Genomic DNA, 15,016 nt, shown 5'->3' with positions numbered 1-15,016 from the left:
CTCATCGGAGATTGGCAGATTTTGCTTCGACCTGTAGGAGTACTCGCGCAGCGCTTTCTTCAATGCGCAGCGCCGGTCGCTCTCGTCGCAGTCCGGCAATTGACAGGAGAGGCATGGATGGGTGCTCATCGCGTGCCCCTCCAGCGCGCCTGCAGGGCCTGCTTGCGGGCGGTCACGTCGCGCTCATGTTCTTCCAGAAGATGCAGTTCAATGAGATCGGCGTATTTCTGGGGCACGACCCGGAAACCAAAGAATTCGGCGACGAAGCCGAGCAGGTCATGGCATCCGGTGACTTCGATAAGCGCAATGAAGCGCTCCAGCGTAATCCGGTGGCTTTCCTTGGCCTCGGACGCATAGGCGTCGAGCGTCGCCTCACTGACCGGGTAACCGAGTTCATCGCTCATGCGCGCGGCGATCTCCGCCCGGCCGAGTTCGCTGCTCTTCAAAGCAAGCGCGACGGCCTGGGAAATGCGGTTCGCCATCCGGTTTCCGCGCACCTGCCCCTCGTCGAAGCCGACCGAAACCGGCTCCGGCTCCCAGGAGAGCAGATCGCCCGTCAGCGTATCGCCGCGCGTTTTTGCCATCAGCGATTGGCCTCCAGCCACGCCTCGAATTCGGCGCGATGCAGCGCGAAGAACCGCGCCTGCTCGGTCGGTTTGAGCCGTGAGAACTTGTCGGAAAGCCTCTCCCAGGCGGCAGGCGTGATCGGCTTCGGGGCCGCATCGATCAGTGCAACCGCCTCCGCCACACTTGACGCGCGCGGAGGTTCGGCGGCGAGCATGTCCGCGATAGCCCGCTGCCGTTCGGCCGTCTGTTGGGTGAGCTGCAGCAGCTCCGACATGGTGTCGGCGATCGCCAGAAACGCGATGCGTTCGCGCACGTCCTTTGCAATGTCGGATGCGACCTTGACTGCCAATTGCACGGAACGTTCGGAGATCTCCAGCGCCTCGGCCGCTGCGAGAGAAAACCTTTTCGCAAAGTCTTGCGAATTGGTCTCCGTCGCAGCCTTGCCGCGTCGCTTGCCGCCGCGCTTGTCGGTCTCGTTCGTCCGTTCGTAGACCTCGCGCCACGCAGCCAGATGCACGGCCCGGTCAAGCGCCGTCAGGCCGTAATTGAACATGTTCTCGTGGATTTCGCGCAGCAGTGCCTGATCCGGATCTGCGAAGCGTTCTGGCAGAACTTCGACCTTGATTTCCGTCAACCCGAGCTTCGCGTGGGCCGCGAGCCGATGCCCTCCGGCAACAAGCCGGTATCCGCCGTCAGTCTCGACAACCTCAATCGCGGGCAAATCCTCTCCGGCGGCGATCTGTTCGGCAAACGCCGAAACCCACGTCGGATTGATCGGCCGCAGTCGGTTGGAAGCGTCGATGTCTGAAATCTGTATCGTCTTCAGCATGTTTATCTCCCGTGCGCCGACGCGTCGTCGTCGAGCACGTGCGAGATGATCGATTGAGCCGTCTCCGCGTCGCTCGTTCCCGCTTCGGCGGAAACGTCGGCAAGCATCCGGCGATGCGCCTCGTCGAGCGTGATGCGAAGTGTCTGGCGCCGGCGACGTGGGAGGTTCGTCGCCGGCGCTTCTTCCCCGGTCGCGGGCGGGGCCAGATCCGCGCCGGGGTTTTGGGGTGCGTCGTTGGTCAGCGCGTCCGCGGGCGGCAGGCCGAGCGCCTTGCGCCCGGCGGGCGGCAGCGCCGCGTCGCCATACTCATCGCGGTAATCGCGCCAGAAGCTGCTCATGAGCGGTCTTCCTCGTCATCGAGGCAGCTCGCATGCATCTCGAATTCCTCGCGCCGGGCGGCGGCAAGGCCTGCGACCATCAGGCTGAGAACGATCGCGATGATCAGGAGAGCGAAAACCGCGCCAATGATCGGTCCCATCACATCTCCCCCGTCAGTGCGGCAATCCAGACGAGGGCCGAGCCGATGAAGAGAGCGAGGGCGAGGGCTGCGGCGAGATCGCGCGGCAGGGTGGTGTCAGCGAAAAGCCGATAAATGGACACAAGGCGGGTCATGCGGCGCACCTCGTGTCAGTTGTGGAGCGCTCATTCTGGCTTTGGTGCTTATCGCGCTTCGCGTTAGTATCGCGGCCGGTTGGAGCCTTGGCGTAGCGCTCGGGCCACAACTCGGACGGGTGGACGCCCAGGAAATTGGCAATGATCCATTCGCCCTTGCGGTAGCACCGCGACATGGCCTGCCGACATGTGCAGTCCGGCTCGCCCGCATCGCGGGCAAGCTGGGTGAGGTTGGAGCCCCGTCTGCGGATCTCGGCGGCAATAGCGTGTCTGTCCCAAACGCGGGGCATGCGCGATCCCTGTCATTGCTGGGCGGCCCTGGTGTGCGAGATCGGCCGGCCCATGAATTAACGGATGTGAGTAACAAGTGGTGACACCATGGCCGATTTGAGTATGTATGGCAACCAAAATATTCCGTTCCGGGTTGAGTTGCGCCCATCGTCATACTCAAATTCAGTAAGTCATTGTATTATTTTGACAATGTTCGTTACGTCAGTATCCTCAGATACTCGGAACGCGGTTCCGGGTTCATGCCATGACTGAGTATGTAGTCGGGCTGGCAGAACGGATCCGCCAATGCGCCAGGCTTGCCGGAAGCGGCAACGCGCTGGCGGCGAAGTCCGGGATCGCGAGGACGACGTTGGAAAATTATTTGAATGGGCGCAGCGAACCGAAGGCCGGCGCGATCTGCGCCATGGCGGAAGCGGCAGGCGTATCAATCTCTTGGCTTGTATCTGGCGAAGGCCAGATGCTGCCCCATGTTGAGGAAGACGATCTTCCGCATTCGGAATTGATCACCGAATTGGCCTCCGGCGGGGATTTTACGATGATCCGCCGGCTGTCCGTCCACGCGTCGGCCGGGAATGGTGCACTGGCTGAGCGGGAAGATGACACGGGATTACTGGCATTCCGCGCCGAATGGCTCCACCGTCGCGGGATAAATCCGAGAGCAGCTAGGGCGCTGACGGCCAAAGGAGACAGCATGGAGCCGACCATTCGGGACGGGGACGTCCTGCTGGTTGACACCTCCATCAACGCAGTGCGCGACAATGCGATTTATGTCGTCGTCCTCGGTGGTCTGGTCCTGGTCAAGCGCCTGCAGATCAAGCGCGACGGGAGCCTGCGCCTCATCAGCGACAACGACCGCTTCGAGGCCGAGGACGTCCCGGCGAATGAAGCGTCCGACATCCACGTAGCCGGCCGCGTCATGTGGTATGGAAGGTCGATTTAAGCTGGTTTAGGGGGGCGTTTATGTCTGCGTTTGAAGACCTTGGCACTGGTGTCGCCGTCGTCTTGATGATTCTCGTCTTGATCGTGGCGGCGCTGCCTATCCTGTACGCCGACTGGCGCCGCGCACCGGAGGTGGCGACACTCGTCCTCGTCGTTGCCGTCGGCAGCGGCTTTTTTGCCGCTTATACGGCGCCGCTTCTCCGCGATTTTCTTTTCGTCACCGGCTGGATCGGCGCATCCATCCTGTCCGCGCTCTCCCGCATCCTCGGCATCCTCGTCGAGCGCCGTACAGCTTCCGATCCCGATGCCAAGTGATCTTGCGCACCCTACAGAAACCATCCGCCATCAGTGCCATTTGATCTTGCGCACCGTTCCGGCGCTTGCGCTCGCCTGAAGACGCCTTTTCCCCGCCATTTCAACGATTTCCCGGCTGTTCCCGGATAATCTCACCTAATCCCGCCCACTGCCATCTGATCTTGCACGTTACAATTCCCCCGGCTGTGTCCGAATTGGAATTTTGGGACGTGTACCCATCGGCTCGCCAGCGTCTGCCGTCGATGCAAAATTTGCCAGGCAGCTGCTTGTGGATCTCATTCGCAATCGACAGCTCTTAGCTAAAGCTGAATTGGCACCAAAAGGTAGGCCTTTTCAGTGAGAGCGCAGGAGTGCTCATCAAGACCTCAACATCCCCGGAGACGGGGACAAGAGATCGGTGGGCTATGGCTAACTCCCAATTTGAATTCCCGTATGACGGGTTCTGTACTCCTTCTTCAGCCAAACCCCCAAATGGTTCTGCGGATCAGGCGAAAGCTCTGTCCATCGCGGTAGAAGCGCGCAAACCTTCCAGCCGAGAAGGTGAACGGCGCGAGCACGAGGCGAGGCGTTCTGGTCAGCCGCCTTTGGACGCGCAGGACGAGCCCTTTGGGGAGCGGTATGTCTCTGTTCGCAATGTCGCTCTTCGTTACGATTGCAGCGTGCCGACCATCTGGCGCTGGGTAGGGCAGCGCACCGGATTTCCATCACCGGTGAAGGCTGAGCTCCGGTTGCACGCGATGGCGTCTCTCTGACTTGCTTGGTTTCGAACCACTGTCGCTGGGAGGCCGGAAGTGATCGATCATTTTTCCGCAGAACTCTTGGACGATGCTTCGCCCGTCTCCCGGATCGAAGCCGGGCCCATCGGACGGCGCCGCTAACGTGTAGCGCTTCTTCCTATTAAATTTGTCAGATGGAGACATTGAATCCTCCCTCATCTCTTACACCGACGCCTTGCTGCGGAGTGGTTTCCGGTCGGGGAGTATATCGAGCGGATCGTCGTCGACTGGCTTGCGGAACGCCGCGCCGATGGCGCCTCGGCCGGTTCCCCCGTCTTTCCGCGCGCGCCAAATCCATTCGACGCTCTCCAGGGACCAAGGCCGGAGGCGTTCTGGAAAACGGTGACGCCGGTTCGCGCCATCCTCAAGACGGCGACGGCTGCGGCCGGGATCCCCTGCTTTCACCCGCACGCGATCCGCGACACGCTTGCGACGATGTTCAGGCGCATGGCGAACACTCTGGAGGAAATGGGCGCTCTCAGCCAGAATCTCGGCCACGAGCATCTCGCCCACAACGCTTCAGCATTATGGCAAGCGTGATCCATCCGCGTTGAACGGGCTTTTCGATGGCATGCGGAACAGGAAGCCGCAGGCAGATGTCGCGACGAAGTGGCCGAGACGTTCCGCCAGGCCCCTGCACACCCGCAGAAGGCGATCCTGTTGATCCTGAAACGTTCAGGACAAACCGGAGCGGATGTAAGGACTGGGCAGCGCCGACCGGTGAGCCAGGACAGACACGACCACGCCAATCAGCTCGCCGCGCGCATTCACCACCGGGCCGCCAGAGTTGCCCGGCTGAACAGGTGCAGAGATCTGCATCTTGTTCGCATCACCAAGCATGCCTTTCATGCTTGTCACTGCGCCACGAGTGACTGGGGTTTGAGGGGGAGAAAGCCTCTAACCTGTTCAAAGGCGCGCGTTCGTGCGGAAAAGCGTCACGCGCAATCCAGCATCCCGACCGCCTATTGCCCAGGCGGCACAAACGTTGTTTTTATTGGTATATATAACGAAGCAAGCAGTTCTCCATTTGGTTGTGCTCATGCATTCCGCGAATTTTGATCATTTGCAACCTTTGAGCGGGCCCTTGCGCCAACTTGGTGTATTGGCCGAGCGCTTCTTTGCGGAGGACGCCAACACTTCGCTTATCAAAAGCCGCCAATTCGCGGAACTTCTGCTCAAGGAGATTGCTGCGCGCTCCGCTGCATACGATCCCGACCGCCGAGAAAACCAGAACGATCTCCTGCGCCGCTTGGTCTATGAGGGAATTCTTCCCCGGCAGGTTGCCGACGTTTTTCACGCCGTCCGGCGGCAAGGCAACGAGGCAACGCATGAATTTACCGGCACCCATGCCGAGGCGCTTTCAGCCCTCAAGTTCTGCCGTTCGCTGGGCGTCTGGTTCCGTCAGACCTATGGGCGCGATCCGAATTTCAAGCCCGGTGCCTTCGTTCCGCCTCCCGATCCCCGGGGAGAAGATGAAGCCCTCCGTCAGGAACTGGCGGAACTGAGAAAGGCTGTTCTGTCCGCGGAGGCCGAACTCCGAGCCGCGCACGCCTCCGCAGAAGAACAGGTGCGCGCCCGGCAGGCGGCGGAGGAACTCGCCGGACAGGCGAGGGCAGAGAGCGTGGTCTGGGAGCAGACGGCGGCTGAATTCGAAGCCAGCCAGAACGAACTCGCGAAACAGCTTGAGGCTCTTCAAGCCGCAGCTGCGGCCGAACCAGCCCAGATTCGCGTCGAGCTGAAGCAGGCGGGCCGTGATGCGGCCGGCAAACTGGAGCTGGACGAAGCCGACACGCGCCTGCTCATCGACGTTCAATTGATCGACAAGCAATGGGAGGCCGACAGCAAGACCTTGCGCCATTCCGCCGGCACGAGGCCGGAGGCTGGCCGCAATATCGCGATCGCCGAATGGCCGACCGAAAGCGGTCCGGTCGACTACGCGCTTTTCGTCGGGCACACGTGTGTGGGTGTCATCGAGGCGAAGCGCCAGTCGACCAATGTGCCCGGTACGTTGCGCCAGGCCGAACGCTATGCCCGCGATATCCGTCTGGAGCCCGGGAACCGGTATCCTGACGCACCCTGGCAGCATGGGCTGGACGATCCCTTCCGTGTGCCTTTCGTGTTCGCCACCAATGGTCGGTCTTATGTGCGCCAGTGGCAGACGGTCTCCGGCATCTGGTATCGCGACGTGCGCCGCGCGACGAACCAGGATTGCGTCTTGCCGGAATGGTTTTCGCCGAGCGATCTCGTCGCCAAGCTGGAGACGGATGTCGACGCGGCGGCTCAGGGGCTGGCTGAAGAAGGCTTCGGCTATGGTGCGCTGAGGCCCTATCAGGAAGATGCGGTCCGCGCGGTGGAAGAGGCGGTGGAGGCCGGACAGCGGAATATCCTGATTTCCATGGCGACAGGCACCGGCAAGACGCGCACCTGCGTCGCGTTGATGTATCGGCTGCTGAAGCACCGCCGGTTCCGCCGCATCCTGTTTCTGGTGGACCGGACCGCGTTGGGCGAACAGACGACAGACGCGCTGGAGACGACCGAACTCGAGGGACTTTTGAAGTTCGCGCAGATCTACAAGGTCGCCGGTCTCGACCAGCGGCTGCCCGAACCGGAGGATCAGGTCCAGGTCGCGACGGTGCAGTCGCTAGTCGCCCGCATCCTCAACGAGGATGATCCCGACCGCCGGCCGACGCCCGGCACCTACGACTGCATCATCGTCGACGAGGCCCACCGCGGCTACACGCTCGATGCCGAGTTGCGCGAAACCGACATAGGCTTCCGCAATGTCGACGATTACCAGAGCGCCTACCGCCAGGTGCTCGACTATTTCGACGCGGTGAAGATCGCGCTCACCGCCACGCCAGCGCTGCACACCCGCGAGATCTTCGGCGATCCGGTGTTTTCCTACGGCTACCGGCAGGCGGTGGTGGAAGGCTGGCTCAACGACCATCTGCCGCCCCGGCGCATCACCACCGCGCTTGCCGAGGCCGGCATCCATTTCGAGGGCGGGGAGGAGGTCGAGATCATCGATCCGCGCACTGGCCAGATCGATCTCTTCGACTTGCCGGACGACGTCTCTCTCGACTACGACCTCGCCACCTTCAACAAGCGCGTCTACTCGGAGAACTTCAACCGTGTCGTCTGCCGGGCGCTGGCCGCAGAAATTGCGCCGGACCGCCCGGGCAAGACGCTCATCTTCGCCGCCCGCGACAGCCACGCCGATGATGTCGTGCATATCCTGACGGAAGAGCTGCGGGAAGAATACGGCATCTCGGCCGTCCCGCACGGCATGGTCATGAAGATCACGGGCAGCGTGCCCGGAAACCAGGACCTCATCCTGAAGTTCCGAAACGACCCGCTGCCGAAATATGTCGTCACCGTCGATCTGCTGACCACGGGCGTCGACATTCCTTCCATCTGCAATCTCGTCTTCCTGCGCCGCGTTGCCAGCCGCATTCTTTATGACCAGATGATAGGCCGCGCCACGCGCCTTTGCCCGGAGATCGGCAAGGAAAACTTCCGCATTTTCGATGCCGTCGATCTTTACGCTAACCTCCAGAACATGTCGGACATGCGCCCTGTCGTGGTGCGGCCGGATATCTCCATGGCGCAGCTCGCAGCCGACCTCGGCCATGCGCAAACGGACGAGGACCGGAACTGGGTGGCGGGCCAGATCGTGGTGCGCATGCGCTCGCTCGCTCGCCGCCTCGATGAGGACCAGATCGAGCAGTTCACCCGCGCCGCCGGCCAGACGCCGGAAGAAGCCGTCACCGACCTGTCGCGCCGGGCCGGCCACGAGGTTGGCCACTGGTTTGACGAGCATCCCCGCGCCATCGAGATCCTCGATCGTCCGCCTGTCCGGCGGCGCGGGCCCGGCGATGGTGTCGCCATCTCCACGCACGAGGATGAACTCCTCCACATCCGTGAGATCTTTGGCGATAACGCGACGCCGGAGGACTACATCGAGGGCTTCGAGCGCTACGTGCGGCAGAACATGAACGCCGTGCCGGCGATGATTGCCGCGACCCAGCGCCCGCGCGAGCTGACCCGCAAGGAGCTGTCGGAACTGGCCGCGCTCCTCGACGAGCATCACTATTCCGAGGCCATGCTGCGGGCCGCCTATGGCAGCGCCCGCAACGCGGACATCGCGGCCCACATCATCGGCTTCGTCCGACAGGCCGCGATCGGCGATCCGCTGGTGCCCTATGCCAAGCGGGTGGAAAATGCGATCGTCGCGATCGAGAAATCCCGCCCCTGGACCCAGCGCCAGAAGGACTGGCTGCGTCGCATAGGTCGGGCGCTGAAGGACAAGCCCGTCGCCGACCCGACATTGTTCGACCAGGGCGCCTTCGCCGACCGCGGCGGCTTCAAGCGCATCGCACAGGAATTCGACGGCGAACTGGACGAGGTGCTCAGGCAGATCAACGAGGCGATATGGCCACCATCGGCCGCGTGATACGGGCACCGGAATCAGCCTAAGAACAACCACAACAACGAATTCGAACGGGACCCGTCCATGAACGCCAATGCCATCGTCCAGAAGCTCTGGCGCCTGTGCGCCGTGCTGCGCAAGGACGGCATCACCTATCAGCAGTATGTCACCGAGCTGACCTACCTGCTGTTTCTCAAGATGATGCAGGAGCGCGACCGCGAGACCCGCGCCATCCCGAAAGGCCACCGGTGGGCGGATATCGTGGCGGCCGATGGTCTGGCCAAGCTCCAGCTCTACCGCGAAACGCTTGTCGTGCTCGGCAACGCCAACGCCAAGCTCGGCAAGGAAGATGCGCTGCTGCTGCCGCCGGACAGGGACGCCGGCAAGGACCAGAAGCTCGCCTATGCCGAGGGCGTGGCGCTTCCCTACATGGTGCAGGCGATCTTCGACAATGCCTCCACCTTCATCCGCGAGCCGCAGAACCTGAAGACGCTGGTCGATGCCATCGATGACCTGAACTGGTTCTCCGAGGAACGCGACCAGTTCGGCGATCTCTACGAGGGCCTGCTGCAGAAGAACGCGGAAGAGACCAAGCGCGGCGCCGGCCAGTATTTCACCCCGCGCGTGCTGATCGAGGTGCTGGTGCGGCTGATGAAGCCGCGGCCCGGTGAGATCATTCAGGATCCGGCCGCCGGCACGGGCGGCTTTCTCATCGCCGCCGACACCGCCATGCGGCGCGCGAGCGACAATTATTTCGATCTTGGAACGCGCGAGCAGGAGTTCCAGCGCAATCAGGCCTTCCACGGCATGGAGAACGTGCCGGCCACCTATCGGCTCTTGCTGATGAACCTCTACCTGCATGGGCTTGCGACCGAGAATGTCGATCTGGGCGATACGCTTTCACCGGACGGATCACGCCTCGCACGAGCCGACCTGATCCTCACCAATCCGCCGTTTGGCCCGGCAGGCGGGGCGCCGACGCGCGATGATCTCTCTGTTACGCATTCCGTTTCCTCCTACCAGCTTCCCTTCGTCGAGCACTGCATCCGTGCGCTGAAACCGGGCGGGCGGGCGGCAATCGTCGTGCCGGACAACGTGCTGTTCGAGGAGGGGCGCGGCAAGGCGCTCCGGCAGATGCTGATGAACTGGTGCGATCTCCACACCATCCTGCGCCTGCCGACCGGCATCTTCTATGCGCAAGGGGTGAAGACCAACGTCATCTTCTTCACGCGCGCCAGGACCGAGGCCGGCAACACCGATGAGGTGTGGGTCTACGACCTACGCGCCCAGATGCCGAAATTCGGCAAGACCAACCAGCTCAACGCGGAGCATTTCGCCGGTTTCGAGAAAGCCTACGGCCCCGATCCACTGGGCGCCGAGCGCGGCGAGGACGAGGGAGAGGAGGGCCGCTGGCGCTGCTTCACCCGCGAGGAGATCGCCGCGCGCGGCGACAATCTCGACATCACCTGGCTGCGCGAGGCGGAGGAGGAGGCCGAAGAGGGATTGATCGAGCCGGAAGACATCGCCGCCGCCATCCTCGGACATCTGCAGGCCGCGATGACCGAGATCGAGGCGCTGGGCGCGGAGCTGGAGGACGGCGCGGCAGACGCGGCCGAGGTGGCGGAATGAGTGGGCTGCCGAGGGGGTGGGCGACTGCTGAGATTCGAGACCTATGTAATCTGGTCAACGGAAAGGCATTCAAACCAAGTGACTGGTCCGATTCCGGATTACCAATCGTCAGAATCCAAAATTTGAACAACCCCGATGCGGCTTTCAACTATTTTTCCGGTGAAGTCGACCCGCGCTTTTTAATAGATGAAGACCAGTTGCTCTTTGCTTGGTCAGGCACACCAGGAACGTCCTTTGGGGCACATGTTTGGCATGGTGGCAAAGCTGTCCTCAATCAGCACATCTTCAAAGTCGAATTCCGTGAACAGGATATAAATCGCAAGTTTTTTAGGCTGGGCATCAATCACAAGCTCGACGAACTGATTGGAAAGGCCCATGGGGGCGTCGGATTGCGTCATGTCACAAAAGGCAAGTTTGAGCAGACGACTATTCCTCTTCCTCCGCTCGCCGAACAGAAGCGCATCGTCGCCAAGCTGGAGAGCCTGAGCGCGAAATCCGCCCGCGCCCGCACCGACCTCGCCCGCATCGACACCCTCGTCACCCGCTACAAACAGGCGGTGCTGACCAAGGCGTTCAATGGGGAACTGACACGGGAATGGAGGGGGCAGAATAGGGGGAGCAGCAAATGGAAGAGCAGGGCCATTGGTACATTGGTCCGCGAAGGTCCGTCCAACGGATGGTCTCCCAAAACGTCAACCGATCCGGTCGGGACAAAAACCCTGAAGCTATCCGCCACAACTTCAGGAAAAATGATCTTAAACGAATATACAATAAAATACATCGGGAATGATGTCGATATCTCTTCGAGATTTTGGCTTCGACCGGGAGATATACTTATACAGAGAGCGAATTCTCTTGAGCATCTTGGGGCTTCGGCGATTTTTGAGGGGCCGGAACTGGAATATATCTACCCTGATTTGATGATGAGAGTCCGGGTAAGCAACGAGATATTAACTCGATATCTTTGGCGCTTTCTGAATACAGAGCAGGTACGGCGGTACTTCCAAAGCCGAGCTACTGGAACTGCCGGCAATATGCCGAAGATCAACGGAAAGACAGTCCGTGAATTGGAGATCCCGCTTCCTCCCCTTCCGGAACAAAAAGAAATCGTCCGCCGCATCGAGGCCGCCTTCGGGAAGATCGACCGGCTGGCGGCGGAGGCGAAGCGGGCGCTTGCGCTTCTGGGCAAGCTCGACGAGGCGCTCCTCGCCAAGGCCTTTCGCGGCGAACTCGTGCCCCAGGATCCCGCCGACGAACCCGCAAGCGTCCTGCTGGAGCGCATCAAGGCTGAACGCGCGGCCCAGCCGAAAGCCGGACGGGGGAGGAAGAAGGTGGGCTGATTGTACACAAAGAGGGGGAGAGCCATGCGGCAGGAAGAGAACCACAGGGGATATCTGATCGTCGGCGACGTGCGCAACGGCAAGGCGCAGGCCGCGATCTTCGCTGGCGGAGGTCAGGTGGCACCGCGCTTCACGGCCGATACGGTGGAGGAGGCGATGGCGGATGCCCGCCAATGGGTGGACAATTCCCACGCCGTCAAATCCGAGGGACGACGGGCACCGAACATTGGGACCGCGGAGGAATATGCCGACTATTTCCGGCTGACGCCGCTGGCCGACTACGAACGCGCGATGCTGCAGGCCCATGCCCGCGCCGGGACGTTGACCGCGACGGAGCTTTCCGAGGCGGCAGGCTGGCAGGATTTTCGTGGCGCAAACCGCTATTACGGTGAACTCGGCAAGAAGATCGGCACGCGTTTCGGCCTGACGCCGAAGGAAGGCGATTATGTCGATGAGATTTGGACGACGATCCTCGCCGAGGGGGCGGACGGCATCGCCCACGCCCATTATCGTTGGACGATCCATCCAGAAGTCATCGATGGCCTGATTCAGGCGAACATCATCGCGCCCCGGCATGTGCGGGCGGAGGCTGCTTTGCCGGACGATCCCTTCGACCGCGATCCGCCCGACGTCTGGCTGACATCGGCCTGGGGTTTCGACCCCCATGAATGGGGCTTTATCGGCTTTTCCAGCGAGGCCGACCGCGCCCGCTTTCTGGAAGACTTCAATCCCGGAGGCATCGTGGCGGTCTATGTCACCAGCACATCCCCGCACTCACCGCAACTCAGAGGCAGACTGGTAGGCTTTCTTGAGCTGACGGGCCAGCCCGGCACGGCCCGCGATTTCATGCCGGACGATGCATTCGCCCGCAAGGAAGCCGATCCGGGCATGGCGGGGCGATGGAACTTCGGCGTTCAGGCAGCACGCGCCTGGAAGATTGAAGACGAACATAGGCCAATGATCGATGAATTCGTTCCGCGAACGGCGGGCGATCCCTCGAGCCGCATAGCGATCGCCCGATACTGCAAACGGTTTGATGCGAGCGAGGCGCGCGGTCTGCTTGACCTGCCTGTCGTGGAGGTTCCCTGCTTCGGAGGTCGCCGGACATTCGATACAACGCCGGAGCCGTTTTGACGCAAGCTCTCGGTCAGTTCGACGGTTCCACGCCCAACTTCACCCTACACCGTCGAGGAAGCGGATGGTTCAAAGCACCTCTACATCCTGAAGCTGCACGGCAATCTCTCTCACTTTCTGGGTAGGCCGGCTGCCGAGGTCGAGGGTCTGAGCGTGATCAAGGTCGGCTATTCAGGATCGCCGAAGACGCGGTGTTACGCCTTCAACAAGGCCATACCGAAATGTGCCTTCGATTGGAAAATCCTGAAAGTTGAAGTGGGGCGCTCGCCCAGCCTCAACTGCAAAATTGCGGAAGAAGGGGAAAACGCGATGAAATATAGCCTGCAGAGGGCAGGGGCTGAACCGCTCGGCTACGAGTTCTTTCTCGCAAACGATATGCAGATCGAGGGGGCATGGTTGGCCGGTCATCAAGCCGTAGGCAATGCTCTATCCGGAGAGGTGTAGGCCGTGCCCATTCCCGACTACCAGACCCTGATGCTCCCCGTCCTGCGCCAGGCCGCCGAAGGCGAGCGGCGTGTGCCGGAGGTGGCGGAGCGGATTGCCGATGAACTCGGGCTCACGATGGAGGAACGCGAGGAGTTGCTGCCGAGTGGACGCCAACGGATCCTGCACAACCGCATTCACTGGGCGAAGTTCTACCTGGGCAAGGCTGGTCTTGTCGCTTCGCCGGCGCGCGGTCGCTTCATCGCGACGGACGAGGGCAGGGCGCTTCTGGCGTCTTCGCCGGAGCGCATCGATGTTGACCTTCTGATGCAATTTGCGTCTTTCCGCGAGTTCTACAAAAGCAGCAACAACGGCACCCCGACAGGCGAGGCGACGGCACATGCCGCCTCCCCCCGCGATAGCAGCTCCACACCTGAGGAACAGATCGAGGCCGCCCACAAGGCGCTCGATGCCGCGCTGCGGGGTGATCTGATCGAACGGATCCTGCAGAACGGTCCGTCCTTCTTTGAGCAGCTCATCGTCGATCTGCTTGTCGCCATGGGATACGGCGGCTCGCACCGGAACGCTGCCGAGCAGCTCGGCCGCACCGGCGACGGCGGCGTCGACGGGGTCATCAACGAGGATCGCCTCGGGCTTGATCGGGTCTATGTCCAGGCCAAGCGGTACGCGGGGCATGTCACGGTCGGCCGGCCCGACGTGCAGGCATTCGTCGGCTCGCTGGTGGGGCTCGGGGCGACGAAGGGCGTGTTCGTCACCACGTCCACTTTCAGCGCGGGCGCCCAGCAGTTCGTTCAGCATCTCGCCCAGCGCGTCGTTCTCATCGACGGCGCCCGCCTCGCGAGCCTGATGATCGAGCATGGCGTCGGCGTGCGCACGCACCGGATCATCGAATTCAAGCGGCTGGACGAGGACTTCTTCTCGGAAGAGTGAGGGGAGGGATGGCACCTGGAGTTTCCGCTGGTGAGCGCTTGGGTGGAGAATTGGAAGCCATCTCGGAATAGGGCGGCTGTCTCTGCAAGGTGGTCGGCTACAATGGCACTCAGCTCAACTCGAATGCGACGCTTGCTTGGCAGCAGGATCGTGGTGTTGGATGGCACGACATTGCGCCAGGAAAGGCCGATGCAAAGCCGCTTCATGGAGAGCTTCTATGTCAGGCCTACATGCCCGTGCGTTCGCGCTCCTGCATTCAGATGAAGCTTGCCCGCTACCCTCAACTCTCCAGCCGCGTTGGTTTCGCCCATGCTTATCGGCCTTTGCAGGATAAGGAACTGACGTTCGTCCTCACCCGACGCTGGCGACAGCTCGGGCTCAACCTTGATGACGCCGACTTCACAGATACCCAGGCCGTTGCCACGATTGTCCGGATCACGGACGGCAATTTCCGTCTCGTGCACCGGCTGTTTGTCCAGATCGAGCGCATCTTGCGCATTAACGGGCTCAAGACGATCACTGATGATGTCGTCGAGGCGGCACGATCCGTCCTCGTGATCGGTGCCACATAGCGCTGATATTCAGCGCCTTCGCATTGTCCTCGCCATGCAGCTTGTTTGACTAATCATAATATGGACCGCACATGATGCGATGATGTATTCTAATATAGCTTACAATAAAGTTTGACATAAGGAAGAGCCATTCCGTAACCTGTCTTCCGGAGGAGAAGTCGTTGGGATGGTCCATATAGTGGACCACTACGGCGGCGCACTGGATAAAC

At 61.5% G+C, this 15,016-nt stretch carries 17 protein-coding genes and 1 pseudogene; 10 read left to right on the top strand and 8 right to left on the bottom strand.

Going from position 1 to position 15,016, the window contains the following annotated elements:
* Positions 1-125 precede the first annotated feature (125 nt).
* The 6 genes from C8N35_RS08475 to C8N35_RS24490 are packed head-to-tail and all read right to left on the bottom strand — an operon-like array spanning position 126 to position 2,298.
* Positions 126-584, bottom strand: coding sequence for a hypothetical protein (locus tag C8N35_RS08475; RefSeq protein WP_107989254.1), 459 nt, complete (start codon positions 582-584; stop codon positions 126-128).
* Entirely contained in the window at positions 584-1,396 is an 813-nt protein-coding gene (locus C8N35_RS08470) for a ParB/RepB/Spo0J family partition protein (protein ID WP_107989253.1), read from the bottom strand. The genes C8N35_RS08475 and C8N35_RS08470 overlap by 1 nt, the downstream gene beginning before the upstream one ends.
* Positions 1,397-1,398: 2 nt before the next feature.
* Entirely contained in the window at positions 1,399-1,734 is a 336-nt protein-coding gene (locus C8N35_RS08465; protein ID WP_107989252.1) for a hypothetical protein, read from the bottom strand.
* A complete protein-coding gene (locus C8N35_RS23840; RefSeq protein WP_170122052.1) occupies positions 1,731-1,874 on the bottom strand; it encodes a hypothetical protein in 144 nt (47 codons plus the stop codon). The genes C8N35_RS08465 and C8N35_RS23840 overlap by 4 nt, the downstream gene beginning before the upstream one ends.
* A complete protein-coding gene (locus C8N35_RS24355; protein ID WP_281261773.1) occupies positions 1,874-2,008 on the bottom strand; it encodes a hypothetical protein in 135 nt (44 codons plus the stop codon). Before C8N35_RS24355 ends, C8N35_RS23840 begins: the two co-directional genes overlap by 1 nt.
* On the bottom strand, positions 2,005-2,298 hold the full coding sequence (locus C8N35_RS24490; protein WP_107989251.1) for a helix-turn-helix domain-containing protein: 294 nt from the start codon (positions 2,296-2,298) through the stop codon (positions 2,005-2,007). The genes C8N35_RS24355 and C8N35_RS24490 overlap by 4 nt, the downstream gene beginning before the upstream one ends.
* A gap of 245 nt (positions 2,299-2,543) precedes the next feature.
* Here C8N35_RS24490 and C8N35_RS08455 point away from each other — a divergent pair, with 245 nt between their 5' ends.
* The 3 genes from C8N35_RS08455 to C8N35_RS23610 all read left to right on the top strand — a co-directional run bounded on the left by C8N35_RS08455 (position 2,544) and on the right by C8N35_RS23610 (position 4,305).
* Positions 2,544-3,239 carry an XRE family transcriptional regulator gene (locus C8N35_RS08455; RefSeq protein ID WP_107989250.1) on the top strand — a complete coding sequence of 232 codons (696 nt, stop codon included), beginning with the start codon at positions 2,544-2,546 and terminating at the stop codon, positions 3,237-3,239.
* A gap of 20 nt (positions 3,240-3,259) precedes the next feature.
* Entirely contained in the window at positions 3,260-3,553 is a 294-nt protein-coding gene (locus C8N35_RS08450) for a hypothetical protein (protein ID WP_107989249.1), read from the top strand.
* 404 nt (positions 3,554-3,957) lie between these two features.
* Positions 3,958-4,305, top strand: coding sequence for a hypothetical protein (locus C8N35_RS23610; protein ID WP_146177361.1), 348 nt, complete (start codon positions 3,958-3,960; stop codon positions 4,303-4,305).
* A gap of 186 nt (positions 4,306-4,491) precedes the next feature.
* Here C8N35_RS23610 and C8N35_RS23605 read toward each other — a convergent pair whose 3' ends face one another.
* Entirely contained in the window at positions 4,492-4,827 is a 336-nt protein-coding gene (locus tag C8N35_RS23605; protein WP_146177360.1) for a hypothetical protein, read from the bottom strand.
* 177 nt (positions 4,828-5,004) lie between these two features.
* Positions 5,005-5,190 (bottom strand): annotated as a pseudogene (locus tag C8N35_RS08440) (trypsin-like peptidase domain-containing protein); the annotation flags it as partial.
* A gap of 178 nt (positions 5,191-5,368) precedes the next feature.
* Here C8N35_RS08440 and hsdR point away from each other — a divergent pair.
* The 7 genes from hsdR (at position 5,369) to C8N35_RS24485 (ending at position 14,807) form a co-directional block, all read left to right on the top strand.
* Positions 5,369-8,782 (top strand): type I restriction-modification system endonuclease, encoded by a 3,414-nt coding sequence (gene hsdR / locus C8N35_RS08435; RefSeq protein ID WP_107989246.1) that lies wholly within the window; start codon positions 5,369-5,371, stop codon positions 8,780-8,782.
* Positions 8,783-8,842: 60 nt separating this feature from the next.
* Positions 8,843-10,387, top strand: coding sequence for a class I SAM-dependent DNA methyltransferase (locus tag C8N35_RS08430; RefSeq protein ID WP_107989245.1), 1,545 nt, complete (start codon positions 8,843-8,845; stop codon positions 10,385-10,387).
* A complete protein-coding gene (locus C8N35_RS08425; RefSeq protein WP_107989244.1) occupies positions 10,384-11,727 on the top strand; it encodes a restriction endonuclease subunit S in 1,344 nt (447 codons plus the stop codon). Before C8N35_RS08430 ends, C8N35_RS08425 begins: the two co-directional genes overlap by 4 nt.
* Positions 11,728-11,751: 24 nt before the next feature.
* On the top strand, positions 11,752-12,861 hold the full coding sequence (locus C8N35_RS08420) for a hypothetical protein (RefSeq protein WP_107989243.1): 1,110 nt from the start codon (positions 11,752-11,754) through the stop codon (positions 12,859-12,861).
* 153 nt (positions 12,862-13,014) lie between these two features.
* A complete protein-coding gene (locus C8N35_RS23600) occupies positions 13,015-13,305 on the top strand; it encodes a hypothetical protein (protein WP_146177359.1) in 291 nt (96 codons plus the stop codon).
* A 3-nt stretch (positions 13,306-13,308) separates the two neighbouring features.
* Entirely contained in the window at positions 13,309-14,235 is a 927-nt protein-coding gene (locus C8N35_RS08415; RefSeq protein WP_107989242.1) for a restriction endonuclease, read from the top strand.
* 89 nt (positions 14,236-14,324) lie between these two features.
* Complete coding sequence (locus tag C8N35_RS24485) at positions 14,325-14,807, top strand: TniB family NTP-binding protein (protein ID WP_210203458.1); 483 nt, start codon at positions 14,325-14,327, stop codon at positions 14,805-14,807.
* Positions 14,808-15,016: the final 209 nt, after the last annotated feature.

The sequence above is a fragment of the Breoghania corrubedonensis genome (assembly GCF_003053845.1).
GTDB lineage: Bacteria > Pseudomonadota > Alphaproteobacteria > Rhizobiales > Stappiaceae > Breoghania > Breoghania corrubedonensis.
This window is presented reverse-complemented; position numbering and strand designations above follow the sequence as displayed.

Bases quoted from the DNA above. Each gene is read 5' to 3' on its own strand.
- C8N35_RS08475 (WP_107989254.1), bottom strand. From the start codon at position 584: ATGGCAAAAACGCGCGGCGATACGCTGACGGGCGATCTGCTCTCCTGG.
- C8N35_RS08470 (WP_107989253.1), bottom strand. From the start codon at position 1,396: ATGCTGAAGACGATACAGATTTCAGACATCGACGCTTCCAACCGACTG.
- C8N35_RS08465 (WP_107989252.1), bottom strand. From the start codon at position 1,734: ATGAGCAGCTTCTGGCGCGATTACCGCGATGAGTATGGCGACGCGGCG.
- C8N35_RS23840 (WP_170122052.1), bottom strand. From the start codon at position 1,874: ATGGGACCGATCATTGGCGCGGTTTTCGCTCTCCTGATCATCGCGATC.
- C8N35_RS24355 (WP_281261773.1), bottom strand. From the start codon at position 2,008: ATGACCCGCCTTGTGTCCATTTATCGGCTTTTCGCTGACACCACCCTG.
- C8N35_RS24490 (WP_107989251.1), bottom strand. From the start codon at position 2,298: ATGCCCCGCGTTTGGGACAGACACGCTATTGCCGCCGAGATCCGCAGA.
- C8N35_RS08455 (WP_107989250.1), top strand. From the start codon at position 2,544: ATGACTGAGTATGTAGTCGGGCTGGCAGAACGGATCCGCCAATGCGCC.
- C8N35_RS08450 (WP_107989249.1), top strand. From the start codon at position 3,260: ATGTCTGCGTTTGAAGACCTTGGCACTGGTGTCGCCGTCGTCTTGATG.
- C8N35_RS23610 (WP_146177361.1), top strand. From the start codon at position 3,958: ATGGCTAACTCCCAATTTGAATTCCCGTATGACGGGTTCTGTACTCCT.
- hsdR (WP_107989246.1), top strand. From the start codon at position 5,369: ATGCATTCCGCGAATTTTGATCATTTGCAACCTTTGAGCGGGCCCTTG.
- C8N35_RS08430 (WP_107989245.1), top strand. From the start codon at position 8,843: ATGAACGCCAATGCCATCGTCCAGAAGCTCTGGCGCCTGTGCGCCGTG.
- C8N35_RS08425 (WP_107989244.1), top strand. From the start codon at position 10,384: ATGAGTGGGCTGCCGAGGGGGTGGGCGACTGCTGAGATTCGAGACCTA.
- C8N35_RS08420 (WP_107989243.1), top strand. From the start codon at position 11,752: ATGCGGCAGGAAGAGAACCACAGGGGATATCTGATCGTCGGCGACGTG.